Below are 21110 nucleotides of genomic sequence, written 5' to 3'. Positions count from 1 at the left end.
TCTTGCTAGAGCGTTTTCGAGCGAAATGGATACCGGTTCGCGTAAAGAAAACGCGTCAAAACAAGAATCTAGAGCCCCGTTCCGATTCCATCGGAACGGAAAGGGCTCTAGGCTTGGGGGAATGAGCATTTCCGTCCATCCCGACACCCCGCAAACCAGGCCGCTGCCGAGCGCGGCCGGCGGCGCTGCTGTGTCCGCGGAAGTGGGGCGGGGGATCAGGACCCGACTGTTCACCAAATATGTTGCGCTGTTCGTGGCCGTGGTCGCCGTCGCCCTGCTTGCCAACGGCCTGTTCGAGGTCTTCTTCTATTATCGCGAGCACAAGGCCGCGCTGATCCGGGTCCAGCACGAGCAGGCCGAGGCCGCGGCTGCCAAGATCAGCCAGTTCGTCAAGGAGATCGAGAGCCAGCTCGGCTGGACGACCCAGCTGCCATGGTCGGCGGGCTCGATCGAGCCGCGCCGGTTCGACGCCCTGCGGCTGCTGCGTCAGGTCCCCGCGATCACCGAGCTCGCTCAGGTGGACTCGACCGGCAAGGAGCGCCTGCGCGTCTCACGGCTGGCGATGGACGCGATCGACAGCGGCATCGACCTGTCCAGCGATCCGAAGTTCACCGAAGCCGTCGCGCACAAGGTCTATTACGGGCCGGTGTATTTCCGGAGGGAGTCCGAGCCCTACATGACGCTGGCACTGGCCGGCGCGAGGAAGGATGCCGGCGTTAGCATCGCGGAGGTCAACCTCAAGCTGATCTGGGACGTTGTGTCCCAGATCAAGGTCGGCGAGCACGGGCACGCCTATGTGGTCGGCCCGCAGGGACGCCTGATCGCGCACCCCGACATCAGTCTCGTGCTGCGCAATACCGACATGTCGGGGCTGGCGCAGGTGCGCGCCGCGCAGGCCGGTGGCGGGGTCATGCCAGACGCTTTGCAGGAAGCGACCAACATCCAGGGACAGGAGGTTCTGACGGCATCCGCGCCGATCAACCCGCTCGGCTGGACCATGTTCGTCGAGATGCCGGTCGAGGAGGCCTATGCGGCGCTCTATGCCTCGCTGGAGCGGCTTGCGATCGTGCTGCTTGCGGCCTCGATCTTTGCGGTGCTTGCCGGAATATTCCTCGCACGCCGCATGGTCGGCCCGATCCAGGCGCTGCGCAGCGGCGCCGAGCGCATCGGCAGCGGCGATTTCGGCCAACGGATCACGGTCAAGACCGGAGACGAGCTCGAGGAGCTCGCCGAGCAGTTCAACCACATGGGCGAGCGCCTGCAGGAATCCTATGCCGACCTCGAAAACAAGGTCGAGCAGCGGACCGCGGAATTGAGCGAGTCATTGCAGCAGCAAACCGCGACGGCCGAGGTGCTGCGGGCTATCAGCAATTCCTCCGGCGACCTGCAGCCCGTCTTCGACGTGATGCTCGCGAATGCCACCCGGATATGCGAGGCAAAATTTGGAATGATGCTCTTGGTGGAGGGCGATTCCGCCCGATGCGTGGCTCTTCACAACGCACCAGAGGCCTTCGCCGAACAGCGGCGGCGCGAACCGCTGTTCCGTCCCGGCCCGGACACGGCGATGGGCCGGCTGCTTCGTAGCAAGCAGGCGGTTCATGTCATCGATTCGAAGGCCGAGCGCGCTTACATCGAGGGCGATCCGGTGCGCCGGGCCAATGCCGATCTCGCCGGAGCGCGTACTATCCTTGCGGTCCCCTTGCTCAAGGACACCGAGGTCATCGGTGCAATCGGCATTTTTCACCAGGAGGTCCATCCGTTTACGGAAAAACAGATCGAGCTGGTGACCAATTTTGCAAACCAGGCCGTGATCGCCATCGAGAATACGCGGCTGCTCAAGGAATTGCGTCAGCGCACGGACGACCTTAGCGAATCGCTCCAACAGCAGACTGCGACCGCCGAGGTCTTGAAGGTGATCAGTCGCTCGGCGTTCGACCTGCAGACTGTCCTGGATACGCTCGTGGAATCCGCGGCGCGCCTGTGTGATGCGGACGAGGGGACGATTTTCCGTCCCATGGATGATGGGTATCGGCTGGCGGCCAGCCATGGACTTGCCGACTCTCAGAAAAGTCACCTCGCCACGTTCACGACCGTGCCGGAACGGGGAAGCGTCGTCGGGCGGACCCTGCTGGAGGGGAAGACGATCCATGTTCCCGACGTCCAGGCGGATCCGGAGTTCGCGCCCTCTGCGGCCCGACGGAGCGCCGACATACGCACCATGCTCGGCGTACCGCTATCGCGGGATGGTGCGCCGATCGGCGTATTCGTATTGACGCGTCACCAGGTGCGGCCGTTCAGCGCCAAGCAGGTCGAACTTGCGACCACCTTTGCCGACCAGGCGCTGATCGCGATCGAAAACGTCAGGCTGTTCGACGAAGTTCAAGAACGCACCAGGGAGCTCTCGCAATCGCTCGACGAGCTGCGCGCCGCCCAGGGTCGCCTGATCCAGACCGAGAAGCTGGCGTCGCTCGGCCAGCTCACCGCGGGAATCGCCCACGAGATCAAGAACCCGCTCAACTTCGTCAACAATTTTTCGTCGGTCTCGACCGAGCTGATCGACGAACTCAATGAGGTGCTGCAATCGGCCGGGCTTGCCGACAAGACAAAAGAAGAGGTCGACGAACTGACCCACATGCTCAAGGGCAATCTTGAGAAAGTCGTGCAGCACGGCAAGCGCGCCGATTCCATTGTCAAGAACATGCTGCTGCATTCGCGCGAAGGCTCCGGCGAGCATCGCCTCGCCGACATCAACGCGATCGTGGAGGAGAGCCTCAATCTCGCCTATCACGGTGCCCGTGCCGAAAAACCCGGCTTTAACGTTACGTTGAAGCGCGATTTCGATCGGGCCGCAGGCATGGTCGACATCTATCCCCAGGAGATCACGCGCGTCTTCCTCAATCTGATCTCGAACGGCTTCTATGCGGGGACCAAGCGCAAGGAAAGCGCCGCGGACGGTTTCGAGCCGACCTTGAGTGCCGAGACGAAAGACTTGGGCGGCAGGGTGGAGATCCGGATCCGCGACAACGGCACGGGCATTCCGCAGGAGGTGAAGGAGAAGATGTTCAATCCCTTCTTCACCACCAAACCGGCCGGCGAGGGCACCGGGCTCGGCCTCTCCATGAGCCACGACATCGTCGTGAAGCAGCACGGCGGTACGATCGACGTGAATACCGAGCCCGGTGTTTTCACCGAATTCATCATCACCCTGCCGCGGACCATGGCAGCAGGAAATACTGCCGGAGGCACGACTTGAACGTTTACATCTTGGTCGTCGATGACGAGCCCGACGTCGAGGCGTTGTTCCGGCAGCAGTTCCGGCGGGACCTGCGGGCCGGTCGCTTCCACATGGAATTCGCGCTCTCGGCGCCCGATGCGCTCAGGCGCGCGGCCGAGGTGCGTGATCCCTCGCTAATCCTGATCCTGTCGGACATCAACATGCCCGGCATGAGCGGACTTGACATGCTGCCGAAGGTGCGTGCCGACCATCCGCATGTTCCGGTCATCATGATCACAGCCTATGGCGACCTCGAGACGCGCAGGAAGGCGATCGAAAGTGGCGCCACGGGGCTCCTCACCAAGCCAATTGACTTTGCGCAATTGCGCCAGGAGATCGACACCAGGCTCGAGCAGGCGGCATGACCCCGACCATTCTCTTCGTCGACGACGAGCCTGATCTGGAGGCGCTGATCCTGCAAAAGTTCCGCAGGCAGATCCGCGACGGGCTGGTCAACTTCATATTCGCGCGCGACGGCGTCGAGGCGCTGGAGTCGATCGAGCAGAATCCGCTTGTCGACCTGGTGGTCTCGGACATCAACATGCCGCGGATGGACGGGTTGTCGCTGCTCGCGAAGCTCCAGGAGGCCGAGGACAAGAAGTCGACCATCATCGTCTCCGCCTACGGCGACATGAGCAACATCCGCACCGCGATGAACCGTGGCGCGTTCGACTTCCTGACCAAGCCGATCGATTTCCTCGACCTGGAAACCACGATCCAGAAGACCATCAGCCACATCGAGATGCTGCGCGAGGTGCGGCGGCGCCAGATGGAAGCCGAGCGCGCGCATGCCGCGCTGTCGCGTCATTTCTCGCCCGAGCTCGCCAAGCGTCTGGTGGCAAGCGGCGAGGGTCAGGGGATCGAGGTGCAGTGGCGCGATGTCGCGACCATTTTCACCGACATCACCGGATTCACGTCGCTGGTCGAGACTGCGCCGCCCGAGACGCTGGGCGAGCTTCTCAACGAATATGTCGGCGGGATGACCGAGGTCGTCTTCGCCCATGAAGGGACAGTCGCGAAGATCATCGGCGATGCGCTCCAGGTGCTCTTCAATGCACCCGGCGATCAGCCTGACTATGCGACGCGCGCGGTCGCCTGCGCACATGATCTCGATCGTTGGGCGCAGGATTTTTGCGCGCGTCAGAGGGCAAAGGGCGTGAATTTTGGCGTCACCCGCATCGGCATTCACGCAGGCGCGGCACTGGTCGGCAATTTCGGGGGCAACCGCTACTTCGATTATACCGCGTATGGAGATACCATCAACATCGCGGCACGGCTGGAAGCTGCGAACAAGCAGTTGGGGACCCGCATCTGCATCAGCTCCAGTGTCGCCGAGGCGGCCGAGAATTTCCGGGGGCGTCCCGTAGGCGATTTGGTGTTGCGCGGACGCAGCGAACCGTTGCGCGCCTTCGAGCCGCTGCCGCAGGAAAAATTCGTGGCGTCCGCGACGGCGCAATATTCGGAGGCCTTTGCCAAGATGGAAGCCGGCGACGTCGCGGCCATGCCGGCCTTTGCTGCGCTGGTCGGCATGTATGCCGACGATCCTCTCGCCGGCTTTCACCTGAAACGCCTGCTCAACGGCGGCAAGGGCATCCGCATGCAATTGGAATAGGGATTCGTCATGATTCGTGAATTCGCCGCCGGCAACTACCGTTTCATTCCCTCCGTGTTCCAGTATTCGGCCGGTGCCGCTGCCGGTGACGGCTATGAGATCGAGCGCGTCCGGTTCGATCGCCTCGTGCCGCTTGCCGAAGGATTTGCGCTTGCGGCGAAATTCATCCAGGAGGCAGGACGTCCTCTGACGGCGTTCTGCGCCTGCGAGCTGCGTTCGCCGGCGGCCTTCAGCGAAGAGGGCTTTCGCGCATTCAACCTGCATTACGTCAAGACGCTGTCCGAATGGGGCATCTTCGACGGCACCACCAATCCGGTGGCGCGCAGCAATGTCTGTCCTGAGATCGATCCACCGTCCGAGCCGTCGTTCTATGCGTTCTCCTTCACGCGCCCGACGAACTCCAAAGCACCATCGTTCGTGATCGCTGGCGGCGCCGAGGCGCGCGAGGGCAGCGGCACCTATGTCGAGCGCACGGTGCGCTACCGCGACCTCAGTTTGGAGGGGCTCCGGGAGAAGGTGCGCTTCGCGACCACTTCGCAGATGGAGAACCGGATGACCGCCTTCGGTTTCGGCTGGAAGGACACCACGGGCGTGCAGGCCTATTCCGTGCACGACTTCCACCACGCCCTTGTCGACGAGTTGGTTCGGCGCGGCGCGTTGCGCTCCGGCCTGACCTGGCATTTTGCCCGGCCGCCGGTGGTAGATCTCGAATATGAGATGGATTGCCGGCGCGCGATGCGCGAAACCGTGATCTGACGCTGGTCGTCGCCGCTGTGGCACCTCTCCCTATGGGCTAGCTTGGGCACACATTTTTGGCGAGGAAGAAGCCTTGGGCGATGGCTCGGAAGCGTTCGAGCCCGTCGCGCATTGTGATTGGGCCGTTGGATTTGTCGCTCTCGTAACCGGTCCAGCCACCGAGGCGGGCGATGGTCCAGCCGGCCCAAGCAAGGCTGCTTGGTATATGGGGATTTTGCTGTTTGGCGGTGCGGCCCCGCAAACGTTCCTGCAAGGCCGATAGAACCTGCATTTCGCGATCGTCAAAGACGTGCGAGGCAGGTTGGCTATCGTCGAGCGAGGCGCGCGCGAGCACGAGTTGCATGGTTTGGCACGCGGCGATGAGAGCGATAACGGCGAGCTTTTCCAGCGCCGCGCCTTCGGCAAGAACGCTCGCCTCGAGATCAAGGCCTTGGCGCTTCACGGTCCTGAACAATTGTTCGACATGCCAGCGCTGGCGGTACCAGCCGATCACCGTGACAGCCTGTTCGACAGTTTCGACATCATGGGTGGTCAGCAAACGCCACAGGACAGGTTCCTCGCCGCTCGGCGGATCAATCTCGCGGACTTCGACCGCGGAGAGTTCAATTTGGCGCGGCGCGTGGGGATCGGAGCAGGATGCTGGCCGACAGACGACGACCGTTCCGAACCGCACCGCCAACTGCGCTTGACGAGCCTGGCGCTTGCCTGCCCGCGCCGGCAGATCGATCGCCAAGCGATGTTGCTCGGGCAGTGCCGCCATGGTCGCAAACAGAGCGCGGTCGCCTGTTGTTGCACGATCCCGGCACGCGCGGCTCAACAGATGCGTGCGACGATCCGGCAGGCGAGCCCACTTCTCATAAATGTCTCCTTCGCGATCGTCGATCACTGTGATCATGCTCGCCTTGGTCAGGCCCCATTTGGCCCGCCGCGGGCCCTTCACCCATCGATAGGATTCCTTTTCCTCAATCGGCTGCTTGCGATAGTCGGCGGCCTTGGTTTTAAAGCGGCGCCAGACCTGCACGTCGGCCAGGCCCAGACAGTGACCTGTTTCTGCATCAACCGTCAGAACGGGATGCACGAACAGGCCGACGTCACGGCCATTGCCCACCCGGCCGAGATCGCGCTTGCGCCCTCGCTTGGCCTCATAGTTGATCTCGCTGGTATCCTGGATCGCCAGGACGTGCCGGCCGGCCGCAATCTCACGCAGACGCGCTCGCGCGCGGATCACCATCTTGTCGACCGTGACCCGCTCATTCATCAAAAAGCGCCGAAATTTGACCTTCTCGGCGCGATCCTCGCCAAGTTTGCGCAGACAAACCGTCTGTCGCTCGCAGACACGCGCAAGCAACAGAGCGCCATTTTTTTAAGACGCTCGTCGCCGAAATAGCCGATATCCATCTCCGCCATCGCTCCGCTGCCAGAATCACGACGGCCTACACAGAATCACAGGCGATTCATTCTGTGCAAGAGATCTGTGCCCAAGCTCTCCCTATGGGAGAGGTGTGGCAGCGAGCTCTAGCGCTGCCGCGGGTCGAGCGCGTCGCGCAGGCCGTCGCCGAGCAGGTTCAAAGACAGCACCACCAGGAAGATCGCGAGCCCCGGCCAGATCGCCATCCACGGCGCCCGGGTCAGGAAGCGTTGTGCCGCGTTGAGCATGCTGCCCCAGGACGGCGCCGGCGGCTGCTGGCCGAGGCCGAGGAACGACAGCGCCGCTTCGGCGATGATGGCCGCCGCGATCGACAATGTCGCCTGCACCAGCAGCGCGGGCAGGATGTTCGGCAGGATATGCGAGACCGCGATCCGCCAGTCGGGATTGCCGAGCGCGCGCGCGGCCTCGACATAGTCCTCGGCCTTGACGACCAGCACCTGGCCACGGGTGAGGCGAATGAAGATCGGGGTGGCCGAGATGCCGATCGCGATCATGGCATTGCCGAGGCTCGGGCCGAGGAATGCGGCCAGCGCGATCGCCAGGATCAGGAACGGACAGGCCAGCATGGCATCGGTGATCCGGCTGATCAGCGCGTCGACGAACCCGCCGCGATAGCCGGCGAGCAGGCCGAGTGGCACGCCGATACCGAGCGCGATCGTGACCGAGATGAGGCCCGCCAGCAGCGAGGCGCGCGCGCCATAGACGACGCGGCTGAGGATGTCGCGGCCGAGCTCGTCGGTGCCGAACCAGTGCGCGGCGGTGGGCGGCTTGCGCACCAGGCTCCAGCTCGTCGCGATGGGATCATAGGGCACGATGAGCGGAGCGAGCAACGCAAGACCGATGAAGATCGTGATTGCGACAAGGCCGAACACCGCGGCCTTGCGCTTGAACAGGCGCCGCCGCGCGCGGCGTGCCGGGCTGTCCAGTTCATAGGCTTGGGTGGCGGAGGAGGCAGGCAGTGCGGCCTCGGTCATGGCGCTAGCCCCGCAGCCGCGGATTGACAAGGATGTAGGCGACGTCGGCAATCAGGTTCAGCGTGATGTAGATCGTGGCGGTCACCAGCACGACGCCCTGCACGACGGCGTAGTCGCGGTTGAATACCGCGTCCACGATCAGCTTGCCGAAGCCGGGAATGGAGAAAATCTGCTCGGTCAGCACTGCGCCAGACAGCAGCGTGCCGAGCTCAAGCGCGCCGAGCGTGATGATGGGCGTCAGCGCGTTGCGCATGGCATGCTTGAGGATCACCGAGCGCTCGGAGAGCCCCTTGGCGCGTGCGGTGCGGACATAGTCGCTCTCCAGGACCTGCAGCATGGCGCTGCGGGTGTGCCGCATCAGGACCGCGGAAATCGCGTTGCCGAGCACGAAGGCGGGCATGATGGTGGCAGCCAGGCTCGCGCGCCAGTTCTCGGTGAGCGGCACGTAGCCCGAGGCCGGCAGCCAGCCGAGCTCGATCGAGAACAGGAAGATCAGCATGATGCCGAGCCAGAAGTTCGGCGTCGAGATGCCCCACAGCGCGAAGAAATTGGCGCCGTAGTCCCACGCCGTTCCTTTCTTCACGGCCGCGACGATCCCCGCGGGAATGCCGATCAGGAACGCGATGATGATGGCCATCGCGCCGAGTTGCAGCGTCACCGGCAGCTTTTGCGCAATCAGCTCGCGCACCGGCATCTTGTTGCGCAGCGACTCGCCGAAATCGCCGGTCAGAACGCCCTTGATCCAGTAGGCGTATTGCACCGGAACGGGCTGGTCGAGCCGGTACTGGTGCCGGATCTGCTCGATCACGGCCGGATCACGCTCCTCGCCCGCCATCACCAGCGCCGGATCGCCCGGCAGCAATTGCTGGAGCGAGAAGATAAGCACTGAGACGAAGAACAGTGTCGGTACGATCTGCGCAAGCCGGCGGGCGAGGAAGTTCAGCATCCCGTCACTTCAGCTTGAGGCCGACGACGCGCACGAGGCCGTCGGGCATCTGCTTGTAGCCTTCGAGCTTCGTCGTATGCGCGATGATGATGCGGCGGTGATAGAGATACAGAATCGGCTCTTCGTCCTCGACCAGTTTGGCCAGCATCTCGTAGCTCGCCTTGCGCTTGGCGAAGTCGGTGACGAGACGCGCGTCCTCCAGCGCCTTGTCGGCCTGGGGATTGTTCCAGGCGCCGTAGTTCTGAGGAGCGTTGCTATGCAGGAACACGAAGGTATTGCCGTCCGGATCGACGCGTCCGCTCCAGGCGAGCATATAGGCTTGGTAATCGCCAGCCTCGGCCTGCTTGAGCCCCGTCGCGAATTCGGTGAGACGGATCTTCATGTCGAAGCCGGCTTCCGCGGCCATCGACTGGATCACCTGCGCCGGCGTCTCGGTCTCCGCGCCCTTGGGCACTAGAAAATCGACGCTGACCGGCGGCGTCGCGCCGGCCTCCTTCAGCAGGGCCTTAGCCTTCTCGACGTTGCGGGCGCGGACCGGAAGGGATTTCTGGTAGTAGGGATGATCGGGATTGACCCATTGATTGCCGACCTGGAACTCGCCGTTGAAGACGACCTGGTTGATCGCTTCGCGGTCGATCGCAAGGTCGAGCGCCTGCCGCACTTTGGCGGACTGGCTCAGCGGCCCCTTGGCCTTGTCCTTGCCGATGTTGAGCGTGATGCCCTGATAGCCGAGCTCGATGGCTGTCGCGACCTTCAGGCGTGAATCGGCGCGCACGTCCTTGAGGTCGGTGGCGAGCACGCGCTCGATCAGATCGAGGCCGCCGGATTTCAGGTTCGCCAGCCGCACGGTGGCGTCGACGATAGGCTGGAACACGATTCGGTCGATGAAGACGTTGTCCTTGTTCCAGTAGTCGGCGAACTTCTCGAACACGATGCGGTCCTGCTGCACGCGCTCGACGAATTTGTACGGGCCGGCGCAGACCGGGTGCAGGCCGAACTTGTCACCGGCTGCCTTCGCCGCCTTCGGAGACATCATCATGCCGGCGCGGTCCGTGAGCTGGGCCAGCAGCGGCGAAAACGGCGACTTCAACACCAGCTTGATGGTGAGGGGATCGACGATGTCGATGTGGTCGACCGATGCGAGCTCAGGCTTGCGGAACGAGCCGGGGAGCGTCAGGTGGCGCTCCAGCGAGAATTTGGCTGCTTCCGCATCGAACGGCTCGCCATCGTGGAATTTCACGCCGGGCCGGAGCTTGATGACGAGGCCCTTGCCATCGTCGACCGTCTCGCTCGACAGTGCGAGCTGGGGCACGATGTTGAGCTTCTCGTCGATGTCGAACAGCTTGTCGCAGAATGCGGCGAACACGATGCGGCCGACATAGGTGCGCGCCATCGAGGGATCGAGGATATCGGGGTCCTCTGCAAGGCCGATGCGCAGCGTGGTCTGAGCCTGGGCGGCTCCAAGCGACAGCAGGACAACGGCGGCCGTTGCGGCCAGGCGAAACATCTTCATCGGACAGTCCCCATTGCTTCGGCTAATTCGTTGTAGGCCCTGCACTCTGTATACCAACCCCGGGTGGGGGCGCGCCTTCCGTCTTTCGGCTGAAAGCTGCGACCAATTTTCCCAGCACCGGCGAGAACCCGGCGGCGGCCGGCAGGATGGTGTCGGCCGGAGGCAGCTCGCTGACGCGATGACAGGCGGCGGCGTGACCGGTCGCGTCGGCCATCAGCTCCGGCGCCTCAGTGCGGCAGCGATCGATGACGAAGGGGCAGCGGGTATGGAAGCGGCAGCCGGGCGGCGGATTGAGCGCGCTCGGGATCTCGCCCTGTAGCACGACCTTCGCTCGCCTGGCGTGAGGCTGCGGCAGGGGGATCGCGGACAGGAGCGCCCGGCTATAGGGATGGCGCGGCTGGGCGAACAGCGCGTCGGCGTCGGCCTCTTCGACGATACAACCGAGGTTCATCACCGCCACTCGATCGGCGATGTGCTTGACCACGGCGAGGTCATGCGAGACGAAAATGTAGGCAAGGCCGAGCCGGTCCTGCAGCTCGCGCAACAGGTTGAGGATCTGCGAACGAATCGAGACGTCGAGCGCCGAGACCGGCTCGTCGCAGATGATCAGTTTCGGCTCGACCGCGAGCGCGCGGGCAATGGCGATGCGCTGGCGCTGGCCGCCGGAGAATTCGTGCGGATAGCGCCGCGCCAGCCGCGGCTCCAGCCCGACCAGCCGCAAGATCTCCTCGACACGCTCGCGCCGCCGCGCCGGCGGGACGAGGTCGTGCAGCGCCAGCGGCTCGGTCAGGATCTGGCCGACGGTCATGCGTGGATTGAGCGAGGCGTAGGGATCCTGGAAGATGATCTGCGCCTCGCGGCGGAAGGCGCGCAGCGCACCGGCGTCGAGAGAGAGAAGATCGCGGCCGTCGAAGCGCACGCTGCCGGCATCCGGCTCGATCAGACGCAGCACCAGGCGGCTCACGGTGGATTTGCCGCAGCCGGATTCCCCGACCAAAGCGAGTGTCTTGCCGGCGTCGAGCGAGAACGAAACGCCGTCGACTGCTTTGACATGCGCCAGCGCCCGGCCGAACAGCGAGCGGTCGGCGACGAAATGCTTGACCAGGCCTTCGACCTCGAGCAGCGCCATCACGACACCAGGCGTTCGAGCGGGACGCGGATACAGCGCGAGAGGTGGCCGGGAGTGATCTCCACGAGCGGCGGCGGCGCCCTGGTGCAGGCGTCCAGCATGAACGGGCAGCGTGCGGCGAAGCGGCAGCCTGCGGGCGGCTGCGCCATGTTCGGCACCATGCCTTCGATCGTCGCAAGCTGCTCGGCGCGATGGTCGACCCGGGGGATCGAGCCGAGCAGGCCGACCGTGTAGGGATGCTGCGGCGTCGCGAACAGTTCGTCCACCGGGGCACGCTCGACGATCTCGCCCGCATACATCACCGCGACCTCGTCGCAGACTTCGGCGACGACGCCGAGATCGTGGGTGATCAGGATGATGGCGGCGCCGCTCGCGGCTTTCAATTCCCGCATCAGCTCCAGGATCTGCGCCTGCAGGGTGACGTCGAGCGCTGTGGTGGGCTCGTCGGCGATGAGCAGCCGCGGGTCGCAGGCGAGCGCCATCGCGATCATCACGCGCTGGCGCATGCCGCCGGACAGCTTGTGCGGATATTCGTCGATCCGCCGCTCGGGCGAGGGGATGTGGACGCGACGCAGCAGTTCGATCGCGCGGTCGCGTGCGTTCTTCTGCGAGCCGCCGCGATGACGCAGGATGGTCTCGATGATCTGGTCGCCGACGGTGAAGCTCGGGTTGAGCGAGGTCATCGGCTCCTGGAAGATCATGGCCAGCCGGTTGCCGCGAAGATCGCGCAGCGTCTGGTCCGGGGTCTTCAGCAGGTCGAAACCGTCGAAGCGGATTGCGCCCGATATCTCCGTCGTCTGCTTCGGCAGCAGGCCCATGATCGCCAGCGAGGTCACGCTCTTGCCACAGCCGGACTCGCCGACGAGGCCGAGCGTCGCGCCGTTGGCGATGCTGAGATCGACGCTGTCGACCGCATGGGTAATGCGGCCGTCGTCGCCATGGAAACGGATACGAAGGTCCTCGATTTCGATGAGAGGGCTCGCGCTCATGTTTGCCTTGCGCGCGCCGCGGCGACGCTGGCGTCGATGACGCTGCGATCGGTGTTGCCGGACGGGTTCTGCCGCGTCGGCATCGAGCCGCGGAAGTGCACCCAGAGTTCGTGGCTGACCTGCTCGAGCCGCTCGAGCTCGCCGAGGGGATCAGGATGATCATCGGCGCGGATATCCAGCGCCGGCCATTCCTCCTCGCCGTGGATCAGAAGTGCCGCGGACTGCTTGCCACGCTTGTCGCCACCGGCGGCTTCGCCTGCGCGCATCGCCGCGAGCAGGCGGCGCGGGAAGGGTTGGCTGTCGTTTGCGATGTAGGTTTTCGCAGTCTCGCTGAGAACGTCGGCGCCGGCGAGCATGTTGCCGGCAATGGAAAAACCGCTACCGGCGAGGTGGCCGCACCAATCGACGCAATCACGGCCGGTATGTGCGGCGATCGCACCGTTCGCATCCATCATGTGGATCTGCCGGCTTTCGCAGCCGTCATCGGTCGCGATCAGAGTGGCGAGGACATCGTGTGCGTTCAAGCCTTCACGCAACAGCTTGATGCCGTCGATGCCGTAATACGGATTGACGAAAGCCTGTGTCGCGATCGCGCCCAGGCCGGCGGCAATGTAAGGCACGCGCGCGCCGACAGCAAAAAACCGTGTCGCAACCGCGATGCCGAACTGGCCGGTGGCAGGATCTCGCGCGATGATCGACCAGGTCATATGCTGCCTTTAGCGTCCTGCGGCGTAGCCCTGCATGCCGCGCGGATTGGCGGCGGCGCGGCGGCGCACCCCGACGCGCGAGGCGGCGGTGAGGCGGCCTTCGGACCAGTCGGGCCCGACCTCGACGATATGCCCGCGCTCCCGAAGATTCTCTATCGTGGTCTTCGGCACCCGGTTCTCGACCACGAGCACGCCGGGGCGCGCTGTGCGCGGCCAGAACGAGATCGGGAAATGCTCGGAGTGCCAGGCGGGCGCGTCGATCGCCTCCTGGAGGTTGAGGTTGCAATGGACGTGGCGCAGGAAGAACTGCGTGATCCATTGATCCTGCTGGTCGCCGCCGGGCGAACCCCACGCAAGATATGGCTCGCCGTCCCGCAATGCCATGGTTGGCGACAGCGTGGTGCGCGGCCGCTTGCCCGGTGCGAGCGAGCTCGGTTGGTTCTCCTCCAACTCGAACATTTGTGCGCGGCTGCCGAGGCAGAAACCCAGCTCGGGAATGACAGGCGAGGATTGCAGCCAGCCCCCCGACGGCGTCGAGGACACCATGTTGCCGGCTTGGTCGATGATGTCGAAATGCACGGTGTCGCCGCGCACCTCGCCGAAGCGCCCGACCGTCGGCTCGCCGGCGCCAAGCGCGCCAACGGCCTCGCGTTGCCCTTCAGCGCGCCGCACCTTGACCACGCCGCCAAAACCCTCGACCGCGCCGGGCCGAAGGTCGAGCGAAGCCTTCTCGGTAACCAGCTTGCGGCGCTCGTCGTTGTAGGCGTCCGATAGCAGCGTCGTGATCGGGATCTCGCTGAACTTGGGATCGCCGTAGAATTTCTCGCGATCGGCAAAGGCAAGCTTGGCGCATTCGATCTGGAGATGGATGAACTCTGGCCCGGTCGGATCGAGCCCGTCGAGCGCAAAACCCTTCAACAGCGCTAGCTGTTGCAATGTGACCGGGCCCTGGCTCCAGACGCCAGCCTTACACACGGTGTAGCGGCCATAGTCGTAGGTGAGGGGTGCCTCGACCGTCGGCTGCCAGCGCGCCATGTCGTCAGCCGAGAGTACGCCGCGATGCGGCGAGCCGCTGACGTCCATGACTTCCTGGGTACGGCAGAATTTGTCGATGGCTTCCGCGACGAAACCCTGTGACCAGGATTTTCGTGCGCGTTCAATTTCGGCGTCGCGGCCACCACCGCCGCTCTCGGCCTCGCTGAGGATGCGAGCATAGGTCGCAGCCAGCGTCTTGTTGGTGAAGAGCGTGCCGGGCCGTGGCACCTCGCCGTTCGGCAGATAGACCGCTGCCGAGGTCGGCCAGTGCTTGCGGAACAATTGCTCGACGGTCTGGATCGTCGCGCAGGCGCGCTCGACCAGCGGATAGCCGTCGCGGGCGTAGGAAATCGCAGGCTCCAGCACGTCGCGCAGCCGCAGCGTGCCGTAATCGCGCAGCATCATCATCCACGACTCGAACGTGCCGGGGACGCACGCCGCGAGCAGCCCCGTACCAGGCACCATGTCGAGGCCTTCGCTCTTATAATGCGCGATGGTGGCGCGCGCCGGCGCCGGGCCCTGGCCGCAGATTACCTCGATGCGGCCGCGCTTGACGTCGTGCACGATGATCGGCACGTCCCCGCCGGGGCCGTTCAGATGCGGCTCGACCACCTGGAGCGTGAAGGCGGTGGCGACGCCGGCATCGAAGGCATTGCCGCCTTTTTCCAGCGTCGCCATGCCGACGGCGGTCGCGATCCAGTGCGTCGAGGTGACGACCCCGAAGGTGCCCTCGATCTCGGGGCGCGTCGTGAAGGGATCGGGATTGACGATGCTGGCCATGGAGCTACCTTATTTGTCGCGCGCGCAATTGATCACAGGCGATGCTGTGCCGCCAATGCGCAGGCTGCATGGCTCGCGCGCGTCACGCCGGTACCGCCGCGGTGTTCACCGCATGGCAGGCGACGCCGTCGATCAGGCTCGGTGCTTCCTTGCGGCAGAGATCGAACGCCAGCGGACAGCGCGGATTAAAGGCGCAGCCGGGCGGCGGGTTGATCGGGTTCGGGATCTCGCCCTTGACCGGGATGCGTTGGCGGCCGCTCATGGCGAGGTCGGGCACGGCGCCGAGCAGCATCTTGGTGTACGGCATGCGCGGGCGGGTGAACAGTTCACGACCTTCCGCGATCTCGACGATGCGGCCGAGATACATCACGCCGACGCGGCTCGCCATGTGGCGGACGACGGCGAGGTTGTGGCTGATGAACATGTAGGTCAGGCCGAACTTGTCCTGGAGGTCGCGCATCAGGTTCAGGATCTGCGCCTGCACGGAGACGTCGAGCGCCGAGGTCGGTTCGTCGCAGACGATGAACTCGGCGTCGGAGGCAAGTGCCCGGGCGATGGCGATGCGCTGGCGCTGGCCCCCGGAGAATTCATGCGGAAATTTCAGGCGGTCGTCGGGATGCAGGCCGACGAGGCTGAGAAGCTCTCCCACGCGGGCCTGGATGTCGCGCTCGCCCTGGATCAGGTCGAAGGCCCGGATCGGCTCGGCGACGATGGCGTCGACCCGGAAGCGCGGGTTGAGGCTCGCATACGGATCCTGAAAGATCATCTGGATGCGGCGACGCAGCTTTCGGCGCGCTTGGGCCTGCCGCGGATCGGTCATCGAGATTCCGTCGATCAGGACGTTGCCGGAACTTGGTGGCAACAGGCCGACGACCATCCGCGCCACCGTGGTCTTGCCCGAGCCGGACTCGCCGACCAGCGCAAAGGTCTCGCCCTTCCTGATGTCGAAGGTGACGCCGTCGACTGCCCTAAGATATTCGAGGTGCCCGCCCTCGAGCACGCGGTTGAGCCACGGCTTCGAGACGTCGAAGACGCGGCGCAAATCTGTGGCCTGGACGAAGGGCGCGCTCATGCCGCGCTCCCCGCCGGCACGCTGTCATAGAGATGGCAGGCGACGGATTGCGTGCCACGTGGCAGCGGCTCCGGCCGGTCGACCCGGCAGCGATCGAACGCGGACGCGCAGCGCGGATTGAACGAGCAGCCGCGCGGGATCGCCGACAGGCGCGGCATTGAGCCTGGAATTTGCACCAGACGCTTGTCATCGCCGGCAAGCGTCGGAATCGCGCCCATCAGGCCCTTGGCGTAGGGGTGCAGCGGATTTCTCACGACATCCTGCACCGGGCCGATCTCGGCAACGCGTCCGGCATACATCACCGCGACGCGGTCCGAGGTCTCGGCGATCACGCCCATGTCGTGCGTCACCAGCATCACCGCGGTGCCATGGTCGCGGCCGAGCCGCTTGATCAGCGAGATGATTTGCGCCTGCACGGAGACGTCGAGCGCGGTGGTCGGCTCGTCCGCGATGATCAGTTCCGGCTCGGCGCAGATCGCGAGCGCAATCACCACGCGCTGGCGCATGCCGCCGGAGAATTCGTGTGGGTAGCCGTCGATGCGCTTTTCCGGCGCGGGAATGCCGACTTCCGCGAGCAGGTCGATGGCGCGGCGCCGCGCCGCTTGTTCGGACAGATTGAGGTGGGTTCTGATCGTCTCGACGATCTGGTCGCCGATCTTGTACAGCGGGTTGAGCGAGGTGAGGGGATCCTGGAAGATCATGCCGATGCGCTTGCCGCGGACGCGGCGCATCTGATCCGGCGGGAGGTTGTCGATGCGCAGGCCGGACAGGCGGATCTCGCCGCCGGCGATGCGACCGGGCGGATCGATCAGGCCGATCACCGAGAGCCCGGTGACGGACTTGCCGGCGCCGGATTCGCCGACCACGCCGAGCACCTCGCCCTTGGCGATGTCGAAGGAGACGCCGTCGATGGCGCGCAGCACGCCGCGGCGGGAGGCGAACTCGACCTGGAGATTGCGGACGGAAAGGACGGGTTCGGTCATGAGCGGGGCGCTCTCATCGAAGTCTTGCTCATCGGAGTTTCGGGTTGAGCGCGTCGCGCAGCCAATCGCCGAGCAGGTTGATCGACAGGATCAGCGCCGCGAGTGCAATTCCGGGGAAAGCGACGATCCACCACTCACCTGCGAACAGATACCCGTTGCCGATGCGGATCAGCGTGCCGAGCGACGGCATGGTCTCGGGCATGCCCGAGCCGAGGAATGATAGCGTGGCCTCGGTGATGATGGCGAGCGCGAGGTTGATGGTGGCGATCACGAGGATAGGCCCCGTGGTGTTCGGCAGCACGTGGCGCAGCATGATCACCGGGGCGGGCAGGCCAATCAATTGCGCGGCTGCAACATAATCCTTGTTTTTCTCGACGAGGACCGAGCCACGCACCGTGCGCGCATACTGCACCCAAAAACTCAGGCCGATCGCGAAGACCAGGACCGCCAGCATGCTCATCTCGTCGAGCTTGTTGCCAAAGACCGATTTGGCGATACCGTTGATCAGTAGCGCGATCAGGATGGCTGGAAAGGAAAGCTGCACGTCGGCAATGCGCATGATCAGCCCGTCGACGGCGCCGCCGAAATAGCCCGCCGTCAGCCCGAGCAGGATGCCGATCGCGCCCGAGAGGATGACCCCGAGGACGCCGACGAGCAGTGAGATTCGCAGGCCGTAGAGGATCGCGGACAGTACGTCGCGCCCCTGTTCATCGGTGCCGAGCAGGAACGGGCTCTGTCCGTCGGCGGTCCAGAGCGGCGAGATGCGCGAGTTCATCAGCTGGAGCTGCGCCGGGTCGAACGGATTCTGCACCGACAACACGGATGCGAAGATCGCGATCAGGAAGAACAGGAGCGTCACTCCGGCCGCGATCATGGTAACTTTGGAGCGGCGGAACGAATAGAACAGGTCGCTGTCGAACGTGCGCCTGAACCAGCCAGGCGCTGCCGAAGGGCGCTTCTCGGTAGTGTGGGGAACGACGGCTTCGCTCATGTCAGTGTGCCCGGCTGACCGTCGAGCGCAGCCGCGGATCGACGATGGTATAGAGAATATCAACCACGAGATTGATGGTGACGAAGATCAGGGAGACCATCATCAGATACGCCGCCATGATCGGGATATCGACGTTCTGAACGGCCTGCACGAACAGGAGTCCCATGCCGGGCCATTGAAACACGGTCTCGGTGATGATCGCGAAAGCAATGACTGAGCCGAATTGCAGGCCTGCCACGGTGATCACGGGAACCATCGTGTTGCGCAGCGCATGGCCGAAATGGATCGCCCGCGTGGTCAGCCCTCGGGCGCGGGCGAAGCGGATGTAGTCGGTGCGCATGACCTCGAGCATTTCCGCGCGGACGAGCCGCATGATCAGTGTCATCTGAAACAAGCCAAGCGTGATCGAAGGCATGACCAGTGCCTTCAGGCCTGACAGCGTCAGAAGCCCCGTCGTCCACCAGCCGATATGCACGACGTCTCCCCTCCCGAACGAGGGCAACCAGCCGAGAGTGACCGAGAACAAATAGATCATGAGAATGCCGATCAGGAAGGTCGGCAGCGAGATGCCGATCAGCGATACGGCTTGGAAGACATGCGTGAGCCAGCTGTCACGGCGAAGCGCGGAATAGACACCCATCAGGATGCCGCTGACCATGGCGAAAATGGTGGCAACGACGGCCAGCTCCAGCGTGGCCGGCATCCGCTCCATCAGCAGGTTGGTGACGGGCAAGCGGAACTGGTAGGACACGCCGAACTTGAACTGCGCGGCGTTGCCGACATAGCGGCCGAACTGCACGATCACGGGATCGTCGAGGCCGAGCGACTTGCGGATCGCGGCGCGCTCAGTGCCCGACGTATCCATCCCGACCATCTGGTTCACGGGATCGCCGGCGAACCGAAACATCGAGAACGAGATGATCCCGACGGCGATCATGACACCGATGGCCTGGATGGCCCGGCGCAGTGTGAAAGCGAGCATCTGTTCCTTTCACATCTCTTCAGCAGCACGCATCATCGCGTTAGCCCGAAACAGCAAATCTTGAAACGGCAAGTCCCGGAAGCCGAGGCTTCCGGGACTTCACAACTTGTCGACATCTACTCGTCCTGCTTGGTCGCCCAGTAGAGCATGACCATGTTGTCCGCACGCTGTGTCAGCTTCACCTTTTTCGAGACGCCCCAGGCGAGCGCCTGCTGGTGCAGCGGAATATACGCCCAGTCCTTCATCGAGATCTCGAAGGCCTGCTTGATCAGGAGATCGCGCTTGGCCGGGTCGGCTTCCACGAGGACCTTGTCGGCGAGCTCGTCGAACTGCTTGTTGCAATAGCCGGCGAGATTGGCCTCGCCGCGGTTGGGATCCTTCGGATCGTCCCGGCAGCCCATGATGTCGTGCAGCACATTCTGGGAATCGAGCGTATCCGGGGTCCAGCCCAGCAGGAAGAGTGAGGTCTTGTAGCCGCCGGGCTTCAGCACCTTGGCGAAATACAGTGCCTTGGGTTGTGCCAGCAGGTCCACCTTGATGTTGATGCGGGCGAGCATCCCGACGATGGCCTGACAGATCGCGGCGTCATTGACGTAACGATCGTTCGGGCAGTCCATCGTCACTTCGAAACCGTCCGCGTAACCGGCATCTGCCAGAAGCTTCTTGGCGGCGCCGGGATCGAACTTCGGCCGGATGAAATCCTTCGAGGAAAAGATCTCCGGCGCGACCATCAATGCGGACGGCGTGGACAGTCCGCGCATGACGCGGTTCTTGATCAGGTCGACGTCGATCGCCCGGTAGACGGCTTCACGGACGCGAACGTCCTTGAACGGGTTCTTACCCTTGATATTGGAATACAGGAGCTCGTCGCGCGACTGATCCATGCCGACGAAGATGGTGCGAAGTTCAGGTCCCGTCAGCACCGTGGCGTTCGGGCTCGCTTTAACGCGCTCGATGTCCTGGACCGGAACCGGCTCGATCACGTCGACTTCGCCCGATAACAGCGCCGCGACACGCGTGGCCGGGTTTGCGATCGGCGTGAAGACGATCTCCTTCAGATTATGCTCCGGCTTGCGCCACCAGCCCGGGTAGGCCTTGAAGACGGTCTTCACGCCCGGCTGATGGCTCTCGATCGTGAAGGGGCCGGTGCCGTTTTCATGGAGCGAGGCGTAGCTCGGGGTCGTGGCGGCTGCCGGCGTCGGTGCCACCGCATCGTTCGCCTCTGCCCATTTCTTGTCCATGATGTACCAGGTCGCCCACAGCGCCGTCAGGATCGGATTGGGCGAGCTCAGGATGAAATCGACGGTGTAATCGTCGATCTTGACGGCCTTGGCGTCGGCGGGAACGCGGCTCTGGAAATTCGAGCCTTTCGCCCGCACACGTTCGGCCGAGAACACCACATCGTCTGCGGTGAAGGGATCGCCATTGTGGAATTTGACGCCTTTGCGCAGGTGAAAGCGCCAGCGTGTCGGCTCCGGCGTCTCCCAGCTTTCGGCGAGCGCCGGGATGATCTTCAGGTCTTTGCCGCGGGCGACCAAGCCCTCATAGACATGGCCGAGATGCGCGCTCGTGGTCGACTCGTTCAGCGTGTAGGGGTCGAGCGACTTCAGCTCACCCTGGTTGGCGTAGCGCAGCGTCTGGCTCGACGCCGGCGCGACCGCCAACGCAAGCGCACCGGCGAGCGTCGCCGCATACAGACTTCGTCCGACTGACATTCTTGACCCTCTCCACTCGCCCGCACCGTGATTTTTGATTGTTCGGTGGGCTGATCGATCCATGTTGCCCAGAGTTCTCGACCCGTGCAAGCGCCTTTCCAGCAAGGAACGCGCCAAGTTGCACCGCTGTGCAGCAATGCCGACCAACAATTTGGGGGCGAGAGGCGTGCGGGCGACATTCGACTTTCGGCCCGCGCGGTCGGGGACAGGAGCGGAACGGCCC

Annotated in this window: 17 protein-coding genes; 4 read left to right on the top strand and 13 right to left on the bottom strand. The window is 64.1% G+C overall.

Features of this window, described 5'->3' with window-relative positions; translation table 11 throughout:
- The first annotated feature begins 121 nt into the window (after positions 1 to 121).
- Genes JJE66_RS25655 through JJE66_RS25640 form a run of 4 tightly spaced genes read left to right on the top strand, consistent with a single transcriptional unit; the run spans position 122 to position 5642 of the window.
- Positions 122 to 3253, top strand: a complete 3132-nt coding sequence (locus JJE66_RS25655) for a GAF domain-containing protein (RefSeq protein ID WP_200517247.1) — start codon at positions 122 to 124, stop codon at positions 3251 to 3253.
- Positions 3250 to 3639, top strand: coding sequence for a response regulator (locus JJE66_RS25650; RefSeq protein WP_200517246.1), 390 nt, complete (start codon positions 3250 to 3252; stop codon positions 3637 to 3639). The genes JJE66_RS25655 and JJE66_RS25650 overlap by 4 nt, the downstream gene beginning before the upstream one ends.
- Positions 3636 to 4886, top strand: a complete 1251-nt coding sequence (locus JJE66_RS25645) for an adenylate/guanylate cyclase domain-containing protein (protein ID WP_200517245.1) — start codon at positions 3636 to 3638, stop codon at positions 4884 to 4886. Before JJE66_RS25650 ends, JJE66_RS25645 begins: the two co-directional genes overlap by 4 nt.
- Before the next feature lie 9 nt (positions 4887 to 4895).
- Entirely contained in the window at positions 4896 to 5642 is a 747-nt protein-coding gene (locus tag JJE66_RS25640) for a hypothetical protein (RefSeq protein ID WP_200517244.1), read from the top strand.
- A 37-nt stretch (positions 5643 to 5679) separates the two neighbouring features.
- Here JJE66_RS25640 and JJE66_RS25635 read toward each other — a convergent pair whose 3' ends face one another.
- The 13 genes from JJE66_RS25635 to JJE66_RS25575 all read right to left on the bottom strand — a co-directional run bounded on the left by JJE66_RS25635 (position 5680) and on the right by JJE66_RS25575 (position 20887).
- Complete coding sequence (locus JJE66_RS25635) at positions 5680 to 6900, bottom strand: IS4 family transposase (RefSeq protein WP_200514142.1); 1221 nt, start codon at positions 6898 to 6900, stop codon at positions 5680 to 5682.
- Between the two features lie 257 nt (positions 6901 to 7157).
- Complete coding sequence (locus JJE66_RS25630; protein ID WP_200517243.1) at positions 7158 to 8045, bottom strand: ABC transporter permease; 888 nt, start codon at positions 8043 to 8045, stop codon at positions 7158 to 7160.
- A 4-nt stretch (positions 8046 to 8049) separates the two neighbouring features.
- The gene (locus JJE66_RS25625; protein WP_200517242.1) at positions 8050 to 8991 is read right to left on the bottom strand and encodes an ABC transporter permease; all 942 of its coding nucleotides are present in this window, start codon (positions 8989 to 8991) and stop codon (positions 8050 to 8052) included.
- Between the two features lie 4 nt (positions 8992 to 8995).
- Positions 8996 to 10504 carry an ABC transporter substrate-binding protein gene (locus JJE66_RS25620; protein WP_200517241.1) on the bottom strand — a complete coding sequence of 503 codons (1509 nt, stop codon included), beginning with the start codon at positions 10502 to 10504 and terminating at the stop codon, positions 8996 to 8998.
- Positions 10505 to 10526: 22 nt separating this feature from the next.
- Positions 10527 to 11633 carry an ABC transporter ATP-binding protein gene (locus JJE66_RS25615; protein ID WP_200517240.1) on the bottom strand — a complete coding sequence of 369 codons (1107 nt, stop codon included), beginning with the start codon at positions 11631 to 11633 and terminating at the stop codon, positions 10527 to 10529.
- On the bottom strand, positions 11633 to 12622 hold the full coding sequence (locus JJE66_RS25610; protein WP_200517239.1) for an ABC transporter ATP-binding protein: 990 nt from the start codon (positions 12620 to 12622) through the stop codon (positions 11633 to 11635). The genes JJE66_RS25615 and JJE66_RS25610 overlap by 1 nt, the downstream gene beginning before the upstream one ends.
- Positions 12619 to 13329: a DUF1028 domain-containing protein gene (locus tag JJE66_RS25605; RefSeq protein ID WP_200517238.1), complete on the bottom strand. Its 711-nt coding sequence runs from the start codon at positions 13327 to 13329 to the stop codon at positions 12619 to 12621. Before JJE66_RS25605 ends, JJE66_RS25610 begins: the two co-directional genes overlap by 4 nt.
- Before the next feature lie 9 nt (positions 13330 to 13338).
- Positions 13339 to 15144, bottom strand: a complete 1806-nt coding sequence (locus tag JJE66_RS25600) for a gamma-glutamyltransferase family protein (protein WP_200517237.1) — start codon at positions 15142 to 15144, stop codon at positions 13339 to 13341.
- An 82-nt stretch (positions 15145 to 15226) separates the two neighbouring features.
- On the bottom strand, positions 15227 to 16216 hold the full coding sequence (locus JJE66_RS25595) for an ABC transporter ATP-binding protein (RefSeq protein ID WP_200517236.1): 990 nt from the start codon (positions 16214 to 16216) through the stop codon (positions 15227 to 15229).
- Entirely contained in the window at positions 16213 to 17199 is a 987-nt protein-coding gene (locus JJE66_RS25590; protein ID WP_200517235.1) for an ABC transporter ATP-binding protein, read from the bottom strand. The genes JJE66_RS25595 and JJE66_RS25590 overlap by 4 nt, the downstream gene beginning before the upstream one ends.
- Before the next feature lie 28 nt (positions 17200 to 17227).
- Complete coding sequence (locus JJE66_RS25585) at positions 17228 to 18190, bottom strand: ABC transporter permease (RefSeq protein ID WP_200517234.1); 963 nt, start codon at positions 18188 to 18190, stop codon at positions 17228 to 17230.
- A 1-nt stretch (position 18191) separates the two neighbouring features.
- Entirely contained in the window at positions 18192 to 19172 is a 981-nt protein-coding gene (locus JJE66_RS25580) for an ABC transporter permease (RefSeq protein ID WP_200517233.1), read from the bottom strand.
- Between the two features lie 116 nt (positions 19173 to 19288).
- Positions 19289 to 20887, bottom strand: a complete 1599-nt coding sequence (locus tag JJE66_RS25575; protein ID WP_200517232.1) for an ABC transporter substrate-binding protein — start codon at positions 20885 to 20887, stop codon at positions 19289 to 19291.
- Positions 20888 to 21110: the final 223 nt, after the last annotated feature.

This window comes from Bradyrhizobium diazoefficiens (assembly GCF_016612535.1).
GTDB lineage: Bacteria > Pseudomonadota > Alphaproteobacteria > Rhizobiales > Xanthobacteraceae > Bradyrhizobium > Bradyrhizobium diazoefficiens_C.
Note: the sequence above shows the minus strand (reverse complement) of the source record. Positions and strands in the feature narration are given on the sequence as shown.

Excerpts from the sequence above, each read along its gene's own strand:
- JJE66_RS25610 (WP_200517239.1), bottom strand. The coding sequence starts at position 12,622 with ATGAGCGCGAGCCCTCTCATCGAAATCGAGGACCTTCGTATCCGTTTC.
- JJE66_RS25590 (WP_200517235.1), bottom strand. The coding sequence starts at position 17,199 with ATGACCGAACCCGTCCTTTCCGTCCGCAATCTCCAGGTCGAGTTCGCC.
- JJE66_RS25615 (WP_200517240.1), bottom strand. The coding sequence starts at position 11,633 with ATGGCGCTGCTCGAGGTCGAAGGCCTGGTCAAGCATTTCGTCGCCGAC.
- JJE66_RS25625 (WP_200517242.1), bottom strand. The coding sequence starts at position 8,991 with ATGCTGAACTTCCTCGCCCGCCGGCTTGCGCAGATCGTACCGACACTG.
- JJE66_RS25645 (WP_200517245.1), top strand. The coding sequence starts at position 3,636 with ATGACCCCGACCATTCTCTTCGTCGACGACGAGCCTGATCTGGAGGCG.
- JJE66_RS25635 (WP_200514142.1), bottom strand. The coding sequence starts at position 6,900 with ATGAATGAGCGGGTCACGGTCGACAAGATGGTGATCCGCGCGCGAGCG.
- JJE66_RS25600 (WP_200517237.1), bottom strand. The coding sequence starts at position 15,144 with ATGGCCAGCATCGTCAATCCCGATCCCTTCACGACGCGCCCCGAGATC.
- JJE66_RS25655 (WP_200517247.1), top strand. The coding sequence starts at position 122 with ATGAGCATTTCCGTCCATCCCGACACCCCGCAAACCAGGCCGCTGCCG.
- JJE66_RS25585 (WP_200517234.1), bottom strand. The coding sequence starts at position 18,190 with ATGAGCGAAGCCGTCGTTCCCCACACTACCGAGAAGCGCCCTTCGGCA.
- JJE66_RS25640 (WP_200517244.1), top strand. The coding sequence starts at position 4,896 with ATGATTCGTGAATTCGCCGCCGGCAACTACCGTTTCATTCCCTCCGTG.
- JJE66_RS25605 (WP_200517238.1), bottom strand. The coding sequence starts at position 13,329 with ATGACCTGGTCGATCATCGCGCGAGATCCTGCCACCGGCCAGTTCGGC.
- JJE66_RS25595 (WP_200517236.1), bottom strand. The coding sequence starts at position 16,216 with ATGAGCGCGCCCTTCGTCCAGGCCACAGATTTGCGCCGCGTCTTCGAC.
- JJE66_RS25630 (WP_200517243.1), bottom strand. The coding sequence starts at position 8,045 with ATGACCGAGGCCGCACTGCCTGCCTCCTCCGCCACCCAAGCCTATGAA.
- JJE66_RS25580 (WP_200517233.1), bottom strand. The coding sequence starts at position 19,172 with ATGCTCGCTTTCACACTGCGCCGGGCCATCCAGGCCATCGGTGTCATG.
- JJE66_RS25575 (WP_200517232.1), bottom strand. The coding sequence starts at position 20,887 with ATGTCAGTCGGACGAAGTCTGTATGCGGCGACGCTCGCCGGTGCGCTT.
- JJE66_RS25620 (WP_200517241.1), bottom strand. The coding sequence starts at position 10,504 with ATGAAGATGTTTCGCCTGGCCGCAACGGCCGCCGTTGTCCTGCTGTCG.